This is a genomic window from Micromonospora sp. MH99, assembly GCF_021442385.1.
In the GTDB taxonomy this organism is placed as follows: Bacteria; Actinomycetota; Actinomycetes; order Mycobacteriales; family Micromonosporaceae; genus Micromonospora.
Map to the genome: position 1 here is coordinate 1 of NZ_MUZA01000039.1, position 15295 is coordinate 15295.

Annotated in this window: 14 protein-coding genes; 5 read left to right on the forward strand and 9 right to left on the reverse strand. The window is 73.3% G+C overall.

The window, feature by feature from the left end; genetic code table 11:
• Positions 1-598: class F sortase (locus tag B0E54_RS19920; RefSeq protein WP_308195383.1), on the forward strand; the 598-nt coding region annotated here is incomplete at its 5' end.
• Between the two features lie 154 nt (positions 599-752).
• On the opposite strand, the gene B0E54_RS19925 is transcribed toward B0E54_RS19920, so the two are convergent.
• From B0E54_RS19925 to B0E54_RS19945, 5 genes are all read right to left on the reverse strand, one after another.
• Positions 753-1103 (reverse strand): DUF2203 domain-containing protein, encoded by a 351-nt coding sequence (locus B0E54_RS19925; RefSeq protein ID WP_234586913.1) that lies wholly within the window; start codon positions 1101-1103, stop codon positions 753-755.
• Between the two features lie 145 nt (positions 1104-1248).
• On the reverse strand, positions 1249-2067 hold the full coding sequence (gene proC / locus B0E54_RS19930; RefSeq protein WP_234586915.1) for a pyrroline-5-carboxylate reductase: 819 nt from the start codon (positions 2065-2067) through the stop codon (positions 1249-1251).
• A gap of 112 nt (positions 2068-2179) precedes the next feature.
• Positions 2180-3208, reverse strand: a complete 1029-nt coding sequence (locus tag B0E54_RS19935; RefSeq protein ID WP_234587020.1) for a 6-phosphofructokinase — start codon at positions 3206-3208, stop codon at positions 2180-2182.
• A gap of 157 nt (positions 3209-3365) precedes the next feature.
• On the reverse strand, positions 3366-3869 hold the full coding sequence (locus tag B0E54_RS19940) for a pyridoxamine 5'-phosphate oxidase family protein (RefSeq protein ID WP_234586917.1): 504 nt from the start codon (positions 3867-3869) through the stop codon (positions 3366-3368).
• Positions 3870-3947: 78 nt separating this feature from the next.
• Positions 3948-4445, reverse strand: coding sequence for a polyadenylate-specific 3'-exoribonuclease AS (locus tag B0E54_RS19945; RefSeq protein ID WP_374109293.1), 498 nt, complete (start codon positions 4443-4445; stop codon positions 3948-3950).
• Between the two features lie 238 nt (positions 4446-4683).
• On the opposite strand from B0E54_RS19945, the gene B0E54_RS19950 reads away from it, so the two are divergent.
• A complete protein-coding gene (locus B0E54_RS19950) occupies positions 4684-5376 on the forward strand; it encodes a Crp/Fnr family transcriptional regulator (RefSeq protein ID WP_007463121.1) in 693 nt (230 codons plus the stop codon).
• 185 nt (positions 5377-5561) lie between these two features.
• On the opposite strand, the gene B0E54_RS19955 is transcribed toward B0E54_RS19950, so the two are convergent.
• Positions 5562-5759, reverse strand: a complete 198-nt coding sequence (locus B0E54_RS19955) for a hypothetical protein (RefSeq protein WP_234586919.1) — start codon at positions 5757-5759, stop codon at positions 5562-5564.
• 108 nt (positions 5760-5867) lie between these two features.
• Between B0E54_RS19955 and B0E54_RS19960 the strand changes: the two genes are divergently transcribed.
• On the forward strand, positions 5868-9449 hold the full coding sequence (locus B0E54_RS19960) for an adenylate/guanylate cyclase domain-containing protein (RefSeq protein ID WP_234586921.1): 3582 nt from the start codon (positions 5868-5870) through the stop codon (positions 9447-9449).
• Positions 9450-9455: 6 nt separating this feature from the next.
• Here the strand turns inward: B0E54_RS19960 and B0E54_RS19965 are convergent, their stop codons facing one another.
• Positions 9456-10133: a 1-acyl-sn-glycerol-3-phosphate acyltransferase gene (locus B0E54_RS19965; RefSeq protein ID WP_234586923.1), complete on the reverse strand. Its 678-nt coding sequence runs from the start codon at positions 10131-10133 to the stop codon at positions 9456-9458.
• 367 nt (positions 10134-10500) lie between these two features.
• Between B0E54_RS19965 and B0E54_RS19970 the strand changes: the two genes are divergently transcribed.
• Together B0E54_RS19970 and B0E54_RS19975 are read left to right on the forward strand one after the other, a co-directional pair.
• The gene (locus B0E54_RS19970) at positions 10501-11361 is read left to right on the forward strand and encodes a DUF308 domain-containing protein (protein WP_234586926.1); all 861 of its coding nucleotides are present in this window, start codon (positions 10501-10503) and stop codon (positions 11359-11361) included.
• A 168-nt stretch (positions 11362-11529) separates the two neighbouring features.
• Complete coding sequence (locus tag B0E54_RS19975) at positions 11530-13011, forward strand: trehalose-6-phosphate synthase (RefSeq protein ID WP_234587022.1); 1482 nt, start codon at positions 11530-11532, stop codon at positions 13009-13011.
• A gap of 13 nt (positions 13012-13024) precedes the next feature.
• Here the strand turns inward: B0E54_RS19975 and B0E54_RS19980 are convergent, their stop codons facing one another.
• A complete protein-coding gene (locus B0E54_RS19980) occupies positions 13025-13837 on the reverse strand; it encodes an alpha/beta hydrolase (RefSeq protein WP_234586928.1) in 813 nt (270 codons plus the stop codon).
• The gene (locus B0E54_RS19985; protein WP_234586930.1) at positions 13834-15240 is read right to left on the reverse strand and encodes an NAD(P)/FAD-dependent oxidoreductase; all 1407 of its coding nucleotides are present in this window, start codon (positions 15238-15240) and stop codon (positions 13834-13836) included. The genes B0E54_RS19980 and B0E54_RS19985 overlap by 4 nt, the downstream gene beginning before the upstream one ends.
• Positions 15241-15295: the final 55 nt, after the last annotated feature.

Genomic DNA, 15295 nt, shown 5'->3' on the forward strand with positions numbered 1-15295 from the left:
GGCGCCGCTGGCCGCGCTGGTGGCGGCCGGCGCGGCGGTCTGCCTGGCCGCCGGCACCGGGGTCGGGCTGGCCACCACCGGCCCGCCGCCGCCGGCCGCGAGCTGGCACCCCGGCTGCGCCGACGGCTGCCCGTCGGTGGCCGCGCCGCCGCGGTCGGCAGGTCCACCCACGCGGGTACGCGTGCCGCGCATCGGCGTCGACTCGGAGCTCACGGTGCTGGGCCTGGACCGAGCCGGCGTACTCGTTCCGCCGGCCGAGTTCGACACGGCCGGCTGGTACGGCGGCGGCCCGGCACCCGGCGACACCGGCCCGGCCGTGCTCGCCGGGCACCTGGACTCGCGCAGCGGCCCGGCGGTCTTCGCCCGGCTCGACGAGCTGCGTCCGGGTGACCGGGTCCAGGTGTGGCGCGGCGGGCGGTGGCTGTCGTTCCGGGTGACCGGATCGCTGCGTACCCACAAGGACCGGTTCCCGACCGCCGTGGTCTACGGCCCGACGCCCGGGGCGGAGCTGCGTCTGGTCACCTGCGGGGGCGACTTCGACCGGCGGCGCGGGCACTACCGGGACAACGTGGTGGTGTTCGCGGTCGCCGACGGCTGATCACCTCGGCGTGCGGGGGGTCGGGGTGTCCGGCCCGGCCCGACACCCCGGATTCCCGGATCCCGAGTCGATCACCGCCGGGCGGGCCGACGCCAGACCGGGCGAGGCCGACGTCAGACCGGGCGGGGCCGACGTCAGAGCGGGCAGGACGGCGTCAGACCGGGCGGCGGCCGGCGAAGCCGCACTCGGCGCGGTGGTACCAGCGCACGTCGGAGTCTCCCTCCAGCCAGCACCAGAGCACCGCACGGCCGGCCCGCTCGCCGGGGAAGTCGAGCAGCACCGGCGCGATGCCCTTGACCTGGATCTCGTGCTGGTGCAGCTCCTCGACGACGGCGTGCAGCCGGGCCTCCAGCCCCTTCACCTCGGCCAGTCCGCCGAGCGCGCTGACGCCGTGGTCGGCCAGGTCGACGCGCAGCTCGGCGAGGTCGGCGCGGAGCCGGATCAGCTCGTCGACACGCGGCTGCAGGGTGGCCACCAGGTGCCGGGCCTGAGCGAGTGTGAACACGCCGCCAGTATGCGCCACGTGCCGTGCCGCGCATGCCCCGCGAGTGGCGCGGCGGAGGTCACGGGATGGCCGGGCGACTCGGCGCTGCCGGCGGCGAGGAAGTCCCGGGCGGTGTCGGTCGGCGGGTGCGGGCCGCTCGGTGGAGTCAGTCGGCCTGGGCGGCCAGTTCGCGGGCGCGGTCCCGGGCGGCCTCCAGCGCGGCGAGCAGCGCCGCGCGTACGCCGTGCTTCTCCAGCTCGCGGATCGCGGAGATGGTGGTGCCGGCCGGCGAGGTGACCGCCTCGCGCAGCTTGACCGGGTGCTCGCCGGAGTCGCGCAGCATCACGGCGGAGCCGATAGCGGTCTGCACGATCAACTCGTGCGCCACCTGCCGGGGCAGCCCGAGCAGGATCCCGGCGTCGATCATGGCCTCGACCAGGAGGTAGAAGTAGGCCGGGCCGGAGCCGGAGAGCGCCGTGACCGCGTCCTGCTGTGACTCGGGCACCCGGATCGTCTGACCGAGGGGCTTGAACATCTCCTCGGCCAGGGCGAGGTGTTCCCCGGTGGCGTGGGCGCCCGCCGAGATGGCGGTCATCGCCTGGTCGACAAGCGCCGGGGTGTTGGTCATGACCCGGACGACCGGGGTGCCCTCGGGCAGCCGGCGGTTGAAGAAGCTGGTGGGCAGCCCGGCGCAGAGCGAGATGACGAGCTTGTCGGCGGGCACCTTGGGCCCGATCTCGTCGAGCAGCGCGGCGGCGTCCTGTGGCTTGACCGAGACCGCGAGCACGGCCGCCTCGTCGACGGCGGCCAGGTTGTCGACCACCCGTACGCCGTAGCGGGCGGTCAGCTCCTCGGCGCGGGCCGGGCGGCGGGCGGTGGCGAGCAGCCGTTCCACCGGCCATCCGGAGCGCAGCAGCCCGGAGAGCATCAGCTCGCCGATCTTGCCGGCGCCGATCACCGCGACCGTGTGCACCTCGGCTGACATCTCGGCCGTACCCCTCTCGCGTCGGAGCACGGCGCGGCGGACCAACCGGCCCGCCGCGTCGTGCCGTTGACCAGCTGCGGACCGGTGGCCCGCCGCGCCGTCCTACCGTCGATCAGCTGCCGAAGAAGACCTCGGCCTCGGCGTACCGCTCCAGCGGCACGGTCTTCAGCTCGCGGGTGGCCTCGGCGAGGGGCACCCGGACGATGTCGGTGCTCTGCATCGCGACCATCTTGCCCCAGTCGCCGTCGTTGACCGCGTCGATGGCCTGCAGGCCCAGGCGGGTGGCGAGCACCCGGTCGAAGGCGGTCGGGGTGCCACCGCGCTGGATGTGACCCAGCACCACGGTGCGGGCCTCCTTGCCGGTCTTGGCCTCCAGCTGCTCGGCCAGCCACTGGCCGATGCCGCCGAGGCGGACGTGGCCGAACGAGTCCAGCTCCTGGTTGGCGAGCACCATCTGGCCGTCCAGCGGCTGGGCGCCCTCGGCGACCACGACGATCGGGGCGTACTGGTGCTGGAAGCGCTTCTCGACGTAGCCGGCCACCTGGTCGACGTCGAACTGACGCTCGGGCAGCAGGATCACGTTGGCGCCGCCGGCCAGGCCGGCGTGCAGGGCGATCCAGCCGGCGTGCCGGCCCATCACCTCGACGACCAGGGTGCGGTGGTGGCTCTCCGCGGTGGTGTGCAGCCGGTCGATGGCCTCCATCGCGATGTTGACCGCGGTGTCGAAGCCGAAGGTGTAATCGGTGGCGCCGAGGTCGTTGTCGATCGTCTTCGGCACGCCGACCACGTGCACGCCCAGCTCGTAGAGCTTGGTGGCCACGCCGAGGGTGTCCTCGCCGCCGATCGCGATCAGCGCGTCCACGCCCTGCTCGGCGAGGTTGTCCTTGATCCGCTCGACGCCGTTCTCGATCTTGAACGGGTTGGTCCGGGACGAGCCGAGGATGGTGCCGCCACGGGGCAGGATGCCGCGGACGTCCGCGATGCCCAGGGGACGGGACAGACCCTCCAGCGGGCCCTTCCAACCGTCCCGGAAGCCCACGAACTCGTGACCGTAGGTGGCGACGCCCTTGCGGACCACCGCCCGGATGACCGCGTTGAGACCTGGGCAGTCGCCGCCGCCGGTGAGCACGCCGATACGCATGATCCGCTCATCCTCCTGGAGCATCAGGTAAAGCCCGATATGCCCCAGGTATGTGTCAGGTCAGACCATCGGCGCCATTGCCGGCCCGGGGCGGGCCGTCACTGCGAACTGTAGTCGGCCTACCTGCGCGACGACAGCGCGCCCCGGGGGCGGCGGGTCAGTACGTCACCTCGCGGTTCTCGCCGGCCTCCGGCGGCTGGCCGGTGACGGCGGCCTTCGCGAACCCGAGCAGATTGACCACCGTGCTGCTCGGCGAGTCCCAGTACTCGGCGGAGCTGGCGTGCACCTTGATCAGGGTCAGGCCGGGCGTGTCCAGCCCGTCCGGGAACCAGACCTTGAGCACCGGGTTCCACAGCCGCTGGGCGCGCTCGGCGTCGAAACCCTCGGTGGCGGTGCCCGAGACCGACACCCAGGCGTTGTGCTTCTGGTCCGAGAAGGCGACGTTGACCTCCGGGTTGACCCGGATCTGACGCACCTTGGCGGAGTCGGCGTAGGCGAAGAACCACAGGTCGCCGTCGAACTCGGCCTCCTGCAGCCCCATCGGCCTGCTCACCTGGCGCCCGTCCAGTGCGATCGTGGTGAGCATGCAGATCCGTGCGGCGCGGACCAGCTCGGTGACCCGCGTCCGGGCCTCGGCGATGCTGGTCGGATCGTTGCTCATGGCAGTCTCCCTCGGCTCGACTGGTCGAACCGTTGCCCGGGACAGAACCGGTCAAACCTACAAAGGTACGACGACCGCTCAGCGTGCCGTCATCGCCCGCCAGCGGGCCAGGTTGTGCCGGGCGTCGACCAGGGCGTCGTGGCGGGCGGCGTCCGCGTCCGGCAGGGTCGGCCGGCCCCGGTCGTCCCAGAGCTGCCGCAGGTCCTTGGTGAACCGGGGGATCTCCCGGGGCAGCGCCGGCATCGCCCCCCAGAGCTGGGCGAGGACCACATGGTCGTACGCCGCGTACCAGGCCCACAGCTCCAGCTGCTCCCCCGGCCGGTCCCGGACCGGCTCCATGAGGAAGTCGTACAGGTCGTCACGGATGCGCTCCCGGGAACGCCAGGCCCGGTCCGCCGGAGACGGCAGCCGGTCCAGCACGTTGCGTCGGACCCAGGGCACGGCGCGGGAATCGTCGAACTCGGTGGAGACCGCGTAGAACTCGCGGCCGTACTCGTCGACGACACCTATCGACACGAGGTCGACGATCCGGCCGTCCTCGATGAACTCGCAGTCGTAGAAGTAGCGGTAGACCATTCCGGCCATCCTCGCCCACCGCCGGCCGGCAGCGCCCGGCGGGGGCCGGTGCAGGGAGTACGCCGCAGCTCGCGACGGTCACGGAAGTGCTTCGAGGGGTGTACAGCAAGCGACTGGACCGTCATGATCTGATGTGTACCGCTACCGGATGCCGAATCGGTGTCAGTTCACCTTGTCAGGGCCATCAGGTTCACCCGGTGAGCGATTGTGTGGTCCATGACCGGGGAGGGGTTGGGCCGTGGAGATGCGCCTGCCGGAGCCGGGTGACGCGCTCACGGGTGTCGAGATGTTCGCCGGGCTGGAGCCCGAGGTGCGCCAGCGCGTCATCGCGGCAGCTGTTCCGCGCACCTACCGCAAGGGTCAGTTGCTCTTCGTGGAGAACGACCCGGGCGAGTCGCTGATCGTGCTGCGCCGCGGCGCGGTGGCCGTCTTCCGCACGGCGCCGACCGGCGAGCGGGCGGTGCTGTCGGTGATCCGTCCTCCGGACGTGCTCGGCGAGGTCTCCCTGCTCGACGCCTCCACCCGGTCCGCGTCGGCCGAGGCCATCGAGGACTGCGCGGCGCTCGCCCTGTCCCGGGGCGCGTTCATGGAACTCGTGCACTCCAACCCGCGCATCCTGGACGCGGTGATGCGCTCGCTGGGCGGCCTGATCCGTCGGCTCACCGAGCAGAACGCCGACCACGTCTTCCTCGACCTGCCCGGCCGGGTCGCCAAGACACTGGTCCGGCTGGCCGGCGAGAGCCAGGCCCCGATGATCACGATCGAGCTCAACCAGAGCCAGCTCGCCGAGATGGCCGGCGGTTCCCGCCAGAGCGTCAACCAGGCCATCGGCTCGTTCGCCAGCCGGGGCTGGCTGCGGACCGAGGGACGCCGGATCGTCGTCACCGACGTGGCCGCGCTGCGCCGCCGCGCCGGCATGAACGACCGCTGAGCGCGCCGCGAACGACCGCCGAGCCGCACCACGGTGTCGGCGTCGGCGTCGGCGTCGGCGTCGGCGTCGGCGTCGGCGTGAACGACTAACTACTGAGCCGCACCGACGGGCAGCGCACCACGACACGACACGGCCGGGTCACCCGTGGGTGGCCCGGCCGTGCCGTCGCGTCACCGACGCATGGTTCAGACGCCGGGGCTGCCCGGGCCGGCCCACTTGTCCGGGCCCTTGCTGTCGCCGCCCGGGCCGTGGGACTGCTCGCTGACGATGCCCTCGGCCTGGAGCGTGGCGAGCGTGGCGGCGTCGACGTCCACCGACTCGCCCGCGGAGTGGTTGACCCCGTTGCCGTCGGTCCAGTCGCTCTCCAGCTTGACGTACACCATTGACCTGTCCCCCTCTGGTCGCTGATCGAAGATGTGGCGGACTGAATGTAGTCCGCCGGACCCACGGTGGACTGTCCACAAACCAACAGGCCGGTACCTGACAGCCGCGTGGGCGGTGATACTCCCTGTGACGGGACGACGGGGGGCGTCGGCCCGGATCGCCATGGAGGGTGTGTCATCGCCGCGCAGTGTGGGCGCTGTGGACGCACGGCCGCCGACGGCGACCGCTTCTGCGGTGGCTGCGGTGCCGAGCTCGGTGCCGTGTGCCCGCACTGCCTGCGCCCCCTCGCCTCGGACGTCACGTTCTGCACCTCGTGCGGTTCGCCCCGGCCGGGCGCGGACCGGCCGGCGGCCGTCGCGCCGCAGGAGGACCGCCGCCGGGTGAGCGTGCTCTTCGTCGACCTCATCGACTTCACCCCGTACGTCGAGCGGGCCGACCCGGAGCAGGTCCGGGGCATGCAGACCGGCTTCTTCTCCGCGGCCCGCCGGGTCGTCGGCCAGTACGGCGGGGTGGTGGAGAAGTACATCGGCGACGCGGTGATGGCGCTGTTCGGCGCCCCGATCGCCACCGAGACCGACGCGCTGCGCTGCGTCCGGGCCGGGCTGGAGCTGCAACGGGTGCTCACCCGGTTCGCGCCGACCGGCAGCACCGAGATGCGGTTCCGAGTGGGGGTGGCCACCGGGGAGGCCCTCGTCGACGTGGCCGCCGCCCGGGACGGCGGGCAGGCGATCGTGGCCGGCGACGTGGTGAACACCGCCTCCCGGATGCAGTCGGTCGCGCCACCGGGCGGGGTGCTGGTGTGCGGCACCACGCACGCGCTGACCAGGGACACGATCCGCTACGAGGAGCAGCCCCCGGTCACCCTGCGCGGCCGGTCGTCGCCGACCGAGGTGTGGCTCGCGCTGTCCCCGCTGCGTCGCCTGCCGACCGATCGGGAGCCGGACACCACGCCGCTGGTCGACCGCGAGCACGAGCTGGGCATGCTGGTCAACGCCCTGCACCGGTCGCTGCGCGACCGGTTGCCGCAGGTGGTGACGATCTTCGGCCGGGCCGGCATCGGTAAGAGCCGGCTGCTGCGCGAGCTGTACCGGCACACGGGCCGGCTGGTCGACGAGCCGCTGACGTGGCGGACGGGGCGCTGCCCGCCGTTCGGCGAGAACGTCACGTTCGCCGCGCTGGCCGACATCGTCAAGACCGAGGCCGGCATCCTGGACACCGACCCGGCCGCCAGCGCGGCGCAGCGGCTGGCCGCCGCCGTGGGCGAGCTGATCGGCCCGGGCGAGCGCGACCGGGTGGTGGACGCCCTGCGCCCGCTGGTCGGGCTGCCCGGCACGCCGCTGCCGGCGGAGGAGGCCGAGTCGGCGTGGCGGCGGTTCCTGCTGGCGTTGGCCGCCCGCCGCCCCACCGTGCTGGTCTTCGAGGACCTGCACTGGGCCGACGACGCGATGCTGCGCTTCGTGGAGCTGCTCGGGGCGGCGGCCCGCGAGGCGCCGCTGCTGCTGCTCTGCACCGCCCGCCCGGAACTGGTCGACCGCGACCCGAGCTGGGCCGGGACCATCACCGGCTCGGTGACCATCACCCTGCCTCCGCTGCGCGACACCGGCATCGCCGCCCTGTACGCGCACCTGTTCGGCCAGGCGGCGTTCTCCGCCGACATGCTGACCCCGCTCATCGAGGTGGCCGGAGGCAACCCGCTCTACGCCCACGAGTACGTCCGGATGCTCATCGAGCAGGGCGCGCTGCGGCAGTCCGGGCGGGGCTGGTCGCTGGACAAGCAGCTCGAACTGACCATGCCGGAGAGCGTGCACGCGGTGATCGCCAACCGGGTGGACCTGCTGGACGCCAAGGACCGCGCGGTGCTGCTGGCGGCCTCGGTGGTGGGGGTGCAGTTCTGGCCGGGCGCGGTGGCCGCGGCGCTGGGGCAGCCGGTCGAGTCGGTCGAGCGCGCGCTGCGCCGGCTGGAGCAGCGCGACTTCGTGCACGAGCAGGCCGCGTCGACGATGGCGGGGCAGGCGGAGTTCCGGTTCCGGCACGTGCTGGTGCGCGACGTCTGCTACCAGCGGCTGCCGCGCACCGAGCGGGTGGCGCGGCACGAGCGGGCCGCGGACTGGCTCGACGCGCTGTCGCACAGCCGCGACACCGACCTGGCGGAGGTGCTCGCCCACCACCGCTGGGCGGCCCACGAGATCGCCCGCTCGCTCGGCATGCAGGTCCGCCGGTACGCGGGCCCGGCGCGGCAGGCGCTGCACCGGGCGGCCCGGCGGGCGTACGCCCTGCACGGGCTGGACGCGGCGGCGAGCCACGCGGGCCGGGCGTTGGGCCTGGCCGACGACAGCGACCCGGTGGGCCGGCTCCAACTGGAGCTGCTCAGCACGGAGATCTCGTTCTACCGCGACGGCAACGCGTTCCTGTCCGGCGGCGGACCGGAGCAGGTGCACGCGCTGGCGGACCGGCTGTCGGCGCACGGCGACGACGCGTGTGCCGCACGGGCGTGGACGCTGCTCGGTCAGGCGGCCTGGTTGCGCGCCGACCGGGGTGACGCGCTGGCCTGCCTGGACCGCGCGGTCCAGCTGTTCGAGCCGTTGCCGGACAGCCCGCAGAAGGCCGACGCGTACGCCGAGCTGGGCCGCCTGCACATGCTCAACTACGAGCGCGACCCGGCCGTGTCGGCGGCGGACACCGCGGCGGAGATCGCGGAGCGGCTGGGCCTGACCGAGGCGCGCACCAACGCGCGGATCACTGCGGCCACCGCCCGCTACCAGGCCGGTGACCGGGTCGGCCTGGACGAGCTGCACGCGATCGTCGAGTTCGCCCGCGCCGGTCAGCTGCTCGCGCTGCCCCGGGCCACCCAGAACCTGGCCTGGGCGATCCGCGAGGAGGGTGACTGGCTGCGCTCGAACGCCCTGCTCTCGGCCGCGCCGGCGCGTACGGCCAGCGGCCAGACGCTGACCACGAGCTATTCGGCCGAGGCGATGCGAGCGTGGTTCGAGGGTGACTTCGGCCGGTTGCTCGCCGCCGCGGAGGCGTTCGTGGACACGCCGACGGGCAGCTGGGACATGCAGGTGCGGGGTTTGCGCTGCTGTCTGCTGGTGCTCCGCGACGACGAGGACCCGGCCGACCTGGCCGACGCGCTGTCCACCGCGCGGCGCAGCGGCTTTCACCGCCTGCGGTGGACGATGCTGAGCATGGCGGCGCTGTGCCGGGCGTTGCAGGGCCGCGACGCCGAGGCGGCGGAGCTGATCGACGAGCTGGACCGGTCCTGGTCGGCGGTGCCGGCGCTGGCCAGCGGGGAGTGGATCGCCGCCGCCGCGTACGCCGCCGCTCTGGCCGGCCGGGACACCTCCGTGCGGGTCCGGGCGATGCTGGACCGGGTCGGACATCGCACGCCGTGGTCGGAGGCGGCGCTGCGGACGGTGACGGCGGCGGTGGCGGCGGCCGACGGCGACCACCGGCGGGCGGCCGAGCTGCACCTGGCCGCCGCCGAGACGTACGGGCGGATTCCGGACGTCAGCGACCGGGTGCTGGCGCTGGCGCTCGCGGCGGCGGAGCTGACCCGTGCCGGCGACCCGGCGGGCGCCCGGGTGCCGCGCGCCGAGGTCCGCACCTTCGCGCTGCGCAACGACGCCCCCGGCCTGCTGGCGCTGGCCGGCCGGCCGATCAGCCCGACCGGGCCGGCGGTGGCCTGCTGAGACGACTCAGGCGGGCACCGGCTTGAGCTTCTGCGCGTAGATGTCGACGTACTCGCGGCCGGAGAGCTCCATCAACTCGTACATGATCTCGTCGGTGACCGCGCGCTCGACGAACCGGTCGCCGGCCAGCCCCGCGTAGCGGGAGAAGTCCAGCGGGGCACCGAAGCGGATCCGCACCCGGTCGATCCGGGGGATGAGCGTGCCGGGCGGCTGGATCTCGTCGGCGTTGAGCATCGCCACGGGCACCACCACCGCGCCGCTCTCCAGCGCGAGCCGCGCGACCCCGGTCTTTCCCCGGTAGAGCCGGCCGTCCGGGGAGCGGGTGCCCTCGGGGTAGATGCCGGCCACTCCCCCGGCGCGCAGCACCCGCAGTTGGGTGTCCAGGGCGGCGCGGGCGGCCTGGCCGCCGGAGCGGTCCACCGGGATGGTGCCGGTGCCGACGAAGAACATCTTCGTCAGCCAGCCCTTGATCCCCTTGCCGGTGAAGTACTCGGCCTTGGCCACGAAGGTGACCTTCCGCGAAATGATCAACGGGGTGAAGATCGAGTCGGAGAAGGAGAGGTGGTTGCTGGCCAGGATCACCGGCCCGGTCGCGGGCACGTGGTGCAGGCCCTCCACCTGCGGGCGGAAGATCAGCTTGAGCAGCGGACCGAGGAGAACGTACTTCAACAGCCAGTAGAGCACCGGCGTCCTTTCCCGTGGTGTGCCCGCGACAGCACCATGCCGGGAGCGCCGCCGTCGCCGACGAGCCTACGAAGCCCGCGCTCGCACCACAACGGACGTTGACGTCTCTCATTTTTTCGATCGTCGGCACGGTGTGGGCGGGTCGAAACACCCGGTCGCCGACGATCACTGAGATCGCACGTGTCGCGCAAGAACGGACAAAGAGCCACCGCCGCGACCTGCGGCAGTGCCCCTGACTTTCCAAGACGCGACACAACGCACTCCCGGAACCGGCCTCCGACGTGTCACGATTCAGAGCACGGCGTGCGGACGGACGCCGAGGGGGCAGGGGCGGCCGCGCCGAGGGCGCGTTGAGGAGGATTGCCGGGTGTCAGCGGGTGGTGCCCGCCGGGGACGGCGGGACAACGGGCTCGACGCGAGCGAGTACGCCGTCGTCGGCGACGTCGATCCGCGCGTCGGCGAGCACCTGCTCGACGTCCTGGCCGCCGGTGGGATCGCCGCCTACCTGCAACCCTCCGCCGACCTCAACCCCGTCACCCGCACCACGACGGTTCCGGCCCGCCCGGTCGACCGGCTCTACGTCGACCGCTCGCACCTGACCACGGCCCGCGACTACCTCACCCAGCTCGCCGACGAGAGCACCCCGGAGCAGCCGCCGGCCCGCGACGAACCGGACATCGACGCCGAGTGGGCCCGGATCGTGGCCGGCTTCCACACCACCTCGACCGCCGACGAGCGCCCCTGGCCGGCAGCGGAGGACGTGGACGAGCGCGACGACCGGGAAACCCGGGACGAGTCGACGGCCGGTCCGCTCGCCCGCTCCGGCGTCGACGAGGCCGGGCCGACCGCCACCGACGTCCGCCGGCTGCCGTCGGCCACCGACTTCTCCGGGATCTCGGTCGGCCGGGGCACCCGCGGTGACGAGCCCTCGCTGCTGGACGGCCTGGACACCTTCGGCGCCGATCTGCCCGACGACGACGAGGACGAGGGTTACCACCCGCCGCCACCCCCGCCCCTGCCCCGGATCTCCAAGTACGCGGTGGTCGGCGCGCTCGCGGTGGTCGTCGGGTTCGTGCTCTTCCTCTTTCCGTCGCTGCTCCCGGTGGACCGCTCGGCGGTCACCCTGTTCGGGTTCACCGGCATCCTGGCCGGCTTCGTCACGCTGATCTGGCGGCTGCGCCCCGGCGACGAGGACGACGACGACCCGGACAACGGCGCCGTCGTCTGACCCGCGCGCCGTCTACCGCATGGCGGGACGACGACGCCCCCCGCCCGGGGCGTAACAATGGTGTAACTTACTGTCAGTAGGAATACCGCTGTACGTCACTTCCCCCGCTGACTGACCGGTTTTCCCTTCCTCGTGGCGGTCAGTCCTCTGCTGATCGGAATGCCCGAGATGCGACAGAGTTCCCTCGTGGTGGTGGCCAACCGCCTCCCCATCGACGACAGCCAGGCGCCCGACGGCGCCTGCGAGTGGCGCCGCAGTCCCGGTGGGCTGGTCAGCGCGCTGCACCCCCTGCTCCGGCACACCCCGGCGACCTGGGTCGGCTGGGCCGGGGGCACCGGGGCCGCGCCCGCCCTGCCGGACGTGGACGGCGTCCACATGCACACCGTCGCCCTCAGCCACGAGGATCTGCGCGACCACTACGAGGGCTTCTCCAACGCCACCCTCTGGCCGCTCTACCACGACGCCGTCGAGCAACCCGAGCACCACCGCCGCTGGTGGGAGGCGTACCAGCGGGTCAACCAGCGCTTCGCCGAGGCGACCGCCGAGGTGGCCGAGCCGGGCGGCGTGGTCTGGGTGCAGGATTACCACCTGCAACTGGTTCCCGGGCAGCTGCGCGCGCTGCGCCCCGACCTGCGCATCGGCTTTTTCCTGCACGTGCCGTTCCCGCCGCCGGAGCTGTTCATGCAGTTGCCCCGTCGGGCCGAACTGCTGCGCGGCATGCTCGGCGCCGACCTGGTCGGCTTCCAGCGCGCCCAGGCGGCGCACAACTTCGCCCAACTGGTCACCCGGGTGCTGGAGCTGCCCGCCACCGACCGCCGGATCGGCATCGACGACCGCGTCGTGCGCATCGGCGCCTTCCCGGTCTCCATCGACACGGCCGAGATGGCCGCCCTCGCCGCCCGCCCCGACGTCGCCGCGCGGGCCCGCCGCCTCCGCCAGGACCTCGGCGACCCCCGCCAGGTCATCCTCAGCGTCGACCGGATGGACTACACCAAGGGCATCGAGCAGCGCCTCAAGGCGTACAGCGAGCTGCTCGCCAGCGGCGACGTCAAGGTCCGCGACACGGTGCTGGTGCAGGTCGCCATGCCGAGCCGGGAACGCGTCGGGCAGTACCAGATCCTGCGCGAACGCATCGAGCGCGAGGTGGGCCGGATCAACGGCGAGTTCGGCCGGGTCGGTGAGCCCGCCATCCACTACCTCACCCAGCCCTTCGACCGGGCCGAGCTGGCCGCGCTCTACCGGGTCGCCGACGTGATGGCGGTGACCCCGCTGCGCGACGGGATGAACCTGGTCGCCAAGGAGTACGTCGCCGCCCGGGTGGACGACACGGGCGCGCTGCTGCTCAGCGAGTTCGCCGGCACGGCCGCCGAACTGTCGCAGGCGTACCTGGTGAACCCGCACGACCTGGAAGGGCTCAAGCAGGCGCTGCGCACGGCGCTGCGGGCCAGTCCGGCCGACGTCACCGAACGGATGCGGGCCATGCGCGCCCACCTGCACCAGCACGACATCCGGGCCTGGGCGCGCTCCTACCTGAGCGCGCTGGACGAGCGCGGCGCCCTGGTCGGCCGCCTCACCAGCGGCGACGGCGCCCCCCTCGTGCCGCGCCCGGCGACCCGGGCCACCTCCGCCGCGCAGCACACCGGCGGCTGACCGGCGCGACCACTCACCGGGCGGCGGGCTCCTTCTCCAGCCAGTCCAGGATCGCGTCGATCGGCTCGGCCCAGCGCGCGTCGAGCATCAGGTCGTGCCCCATGCCGGGAAAGAGCAACGGCGCCGAACCGTACCGGCGGGCGATCCGCGTCAACGTCGACGCCGGCACCACCCGGTCGTCCGGGCTGCCCAGCACCAGGACCGGCGGCGAACCCACGGCCGGCTCGGCCTCCGGCTCGCCCAGCAGCGCCCACTGCGCCCGCCGGCCGGCCCGACCCAGCCGCGCCACGTACCGCCGGGCCTCCTCGTCGGCCAACTCGCGGCTGAACAACTGCGTGCGGCTGAGCCGCAACGGCCCGCCGAACACCGCCGGCAACGTCCCGGCCGGGTTGCGGCGCACCGCCGCGGAGAGCACCCCCCAGCCGCCGAAGACCGGCGCCACCAGCACCGCACCGCGCGCCGGGTAGCGCGCCAACGCGTGCGCCACCACGAGCGCCCCGGCGCCGTGCCCCACCAGCACCGCCTGGCGCGGCAGGCTCGCGGCCACCTGGACCACATCGTGGGCGTACGCGCGCAGCGTCGCCTCCGGCGCCGGCTCGCTGGCGCCGTGCCCCCGCAGGCTCAGCGCGTACGCCGGAAAGCCCCGCGACGCGGCGTGACCCAGCCAGTGCTCGGCGAACGCCCACGCGCCGTGCCCGAAGCCGGGAACGAAGAGCAGCGGAGGCCGCCCCTGCTCCACCTCGGGAACGGCGCTGAGCACCTCGCGTCGCGCCGGCCGGACCGGCCGGGACCACTCCCGGCCCCGCATGATCCGCAGCTCGGTCATTTGGCCTCCAGGTCGTGCAGGGCGCGCTGGACGGCGCGCAGGTAGTCGGCGTGCCCGACCTCGAACCAGTGCCGGCTGCTGTCCTTGACCTGCCCCGAGTAACGCTCCCCGGCCCGGTCGCGCACCCGCTGCGCGAACGCCGCGGCCCGCTCGGGCCGGTCCCGGCGGGCCTGCAACAGCCGGGCGAAGAGCACCGTCTGCCAGTGCGCCAGGGTGAACATCCCGGAGTCCGGTTGCACGAGGCCGGCGACCGCCAGCGTCGGGTGCCCCGGCGTGAAGGCGTTGAGCCAGAGCGTGGGCCGGCCCGTGCCGGCGCTGTCGCCGAACACCGACGCGTCGAGGAACTCGAACCGGGGCAGGTAGCCGGTGGCGAAGATGACCAGGTCCGGGTCGATCTCGCGGCCGTCGGCCAGCTCCACGGCGTACGAGCGGAAACGGGCCAGGTCCGGCACCGGGGCGATCCCGCCGTGGCCCACGTAGTAGACGAGCTGGCTGTTGGCGATCGGGTGCGTCTCGTACACCCGGTGGTCGGGCTTGGGCAGGCCGAAGCGCGTCAGGTCGCCGACGGTCAGGCGCAGCGTCCAGTGGTAGAGCCACTGGCGGACCCGCAGCGGCACGCGCAGCGCCAGCAGGGCGTCGTTGACCTGGTCGGCGGGCCGCCCGAGGACGTACTTCGGGGCGTACCAGTAGCCGCGCCGGGTGGAGTGCCAGCACCGCGACGCCTGCTGGGCGGCCTCGACGGCGATGTCGCAGCCGGTGTTGCCGGCGCCGACGACCAGCACCCGCTTGCCGCGCAGCTGCGCCGGGTCCTTGTAGGACGACGCGTGCATGATCTCGCCGCGGAACTCCTCGAGGCCCTCGTAGCGGGGCAGTTTCGGCGACCAGTTGTGCCCGTTGGCGATGACCACGGCGGCGTACCGGGAGGTGCGCTCCGGGCCGTACCCGCCGGTGGAGCGGGTGGTCACGTCCCAGCGGTCCCCCTCGGCGGGCTCCACCCGGACCACCTCGGTGCCGAACCAGACGTGCGAGCGCAGGTCGAAGTGGTCGGCGTACCGCTCGAAGTACGCCAGGAGCTGGCTGTGGTGCGGGTAGTCCGGCCACGAGTCCGGCATCGGGAAGTCGGGGAACTGGGTGAACGGCTTCGACGACAGCAGGTGGGTGCTCGCGTACACCGGGCTGCGGTCGTGTCGCCAGTTCCAGGCGCCGCCGACGCCGGTCTCCCGTTCGTAGCAGTCCACCCCGAACCCGTGCTCGCGCAGGTTCTTGATGGCCGTCAGGCCGCTGGCCCCGGCCCCGATGACGCAGACCGTGTCGCCCCGGTCGGAGAGCGGACGGCCGTCGGGGCTCTGCGCGGACTGGGTCGCATCCGGGTCGGGCCGGCCGTGGTCGGTGGAGGTGGACACCGGGACATCTCCTTTTGTGCGGCACGGGTGCCGGTCGCCGCGAAATCCTCTCCAC

Bases quoted from the DNA above. Each gene is read 5' to 3' on its own strand.
- proC (WP_234586915.1), bottom strand. From the start codon at position 2,067: ATGTCAGCCGAGGTGCACACGGTCGCGGTGATCGGCGCCGGCAAGATC.
- B0E54_RS19935 (WP_234587020.1), bottom strand. From the start codon at position 3,208: ATGCGTATCGGCGTGCTCACCGGCGGCGGCGACTGCCCAGGTCTCAAC.
- B0E54_RS19940 (WP_234586917.1), bottom strand. From the start codon at position 3,869: ATGAGCAACGATCCGACCAGCATCGCCGAGGCCCGGACGCGGGTCACC.
- B0E54_RS19945 (WP_374109293.1), bottom strand. From the start codon at position 4,445: ATGGTCTACCGCTACTTCTACGACTGCGAGTTCATCGAGGACGGCCGG.
- B0E54_RS19955 (WP_234586919.1), bottom strand. From the start codon at position 5,759: ATGGTGTACGTCAAGCTGGAGAGCGACTGGACCGACGGCAACGGGGTC.
- B0E54_RS19975 (WP_234587022.1), top strand. From the start codon at position 11,530: ATGCGACAGAGTTCCCTCGTGGTGGTGGCCAACCGCCTCCCCATCGAC.
- B0E54_RS19980 (WP_234586928.1), bottom strand. From the start codon at position 13,837: ATGACCGAGCTGCGGATCATGCGGGGCCGGGAGTGGTCCCGGCCGGTC.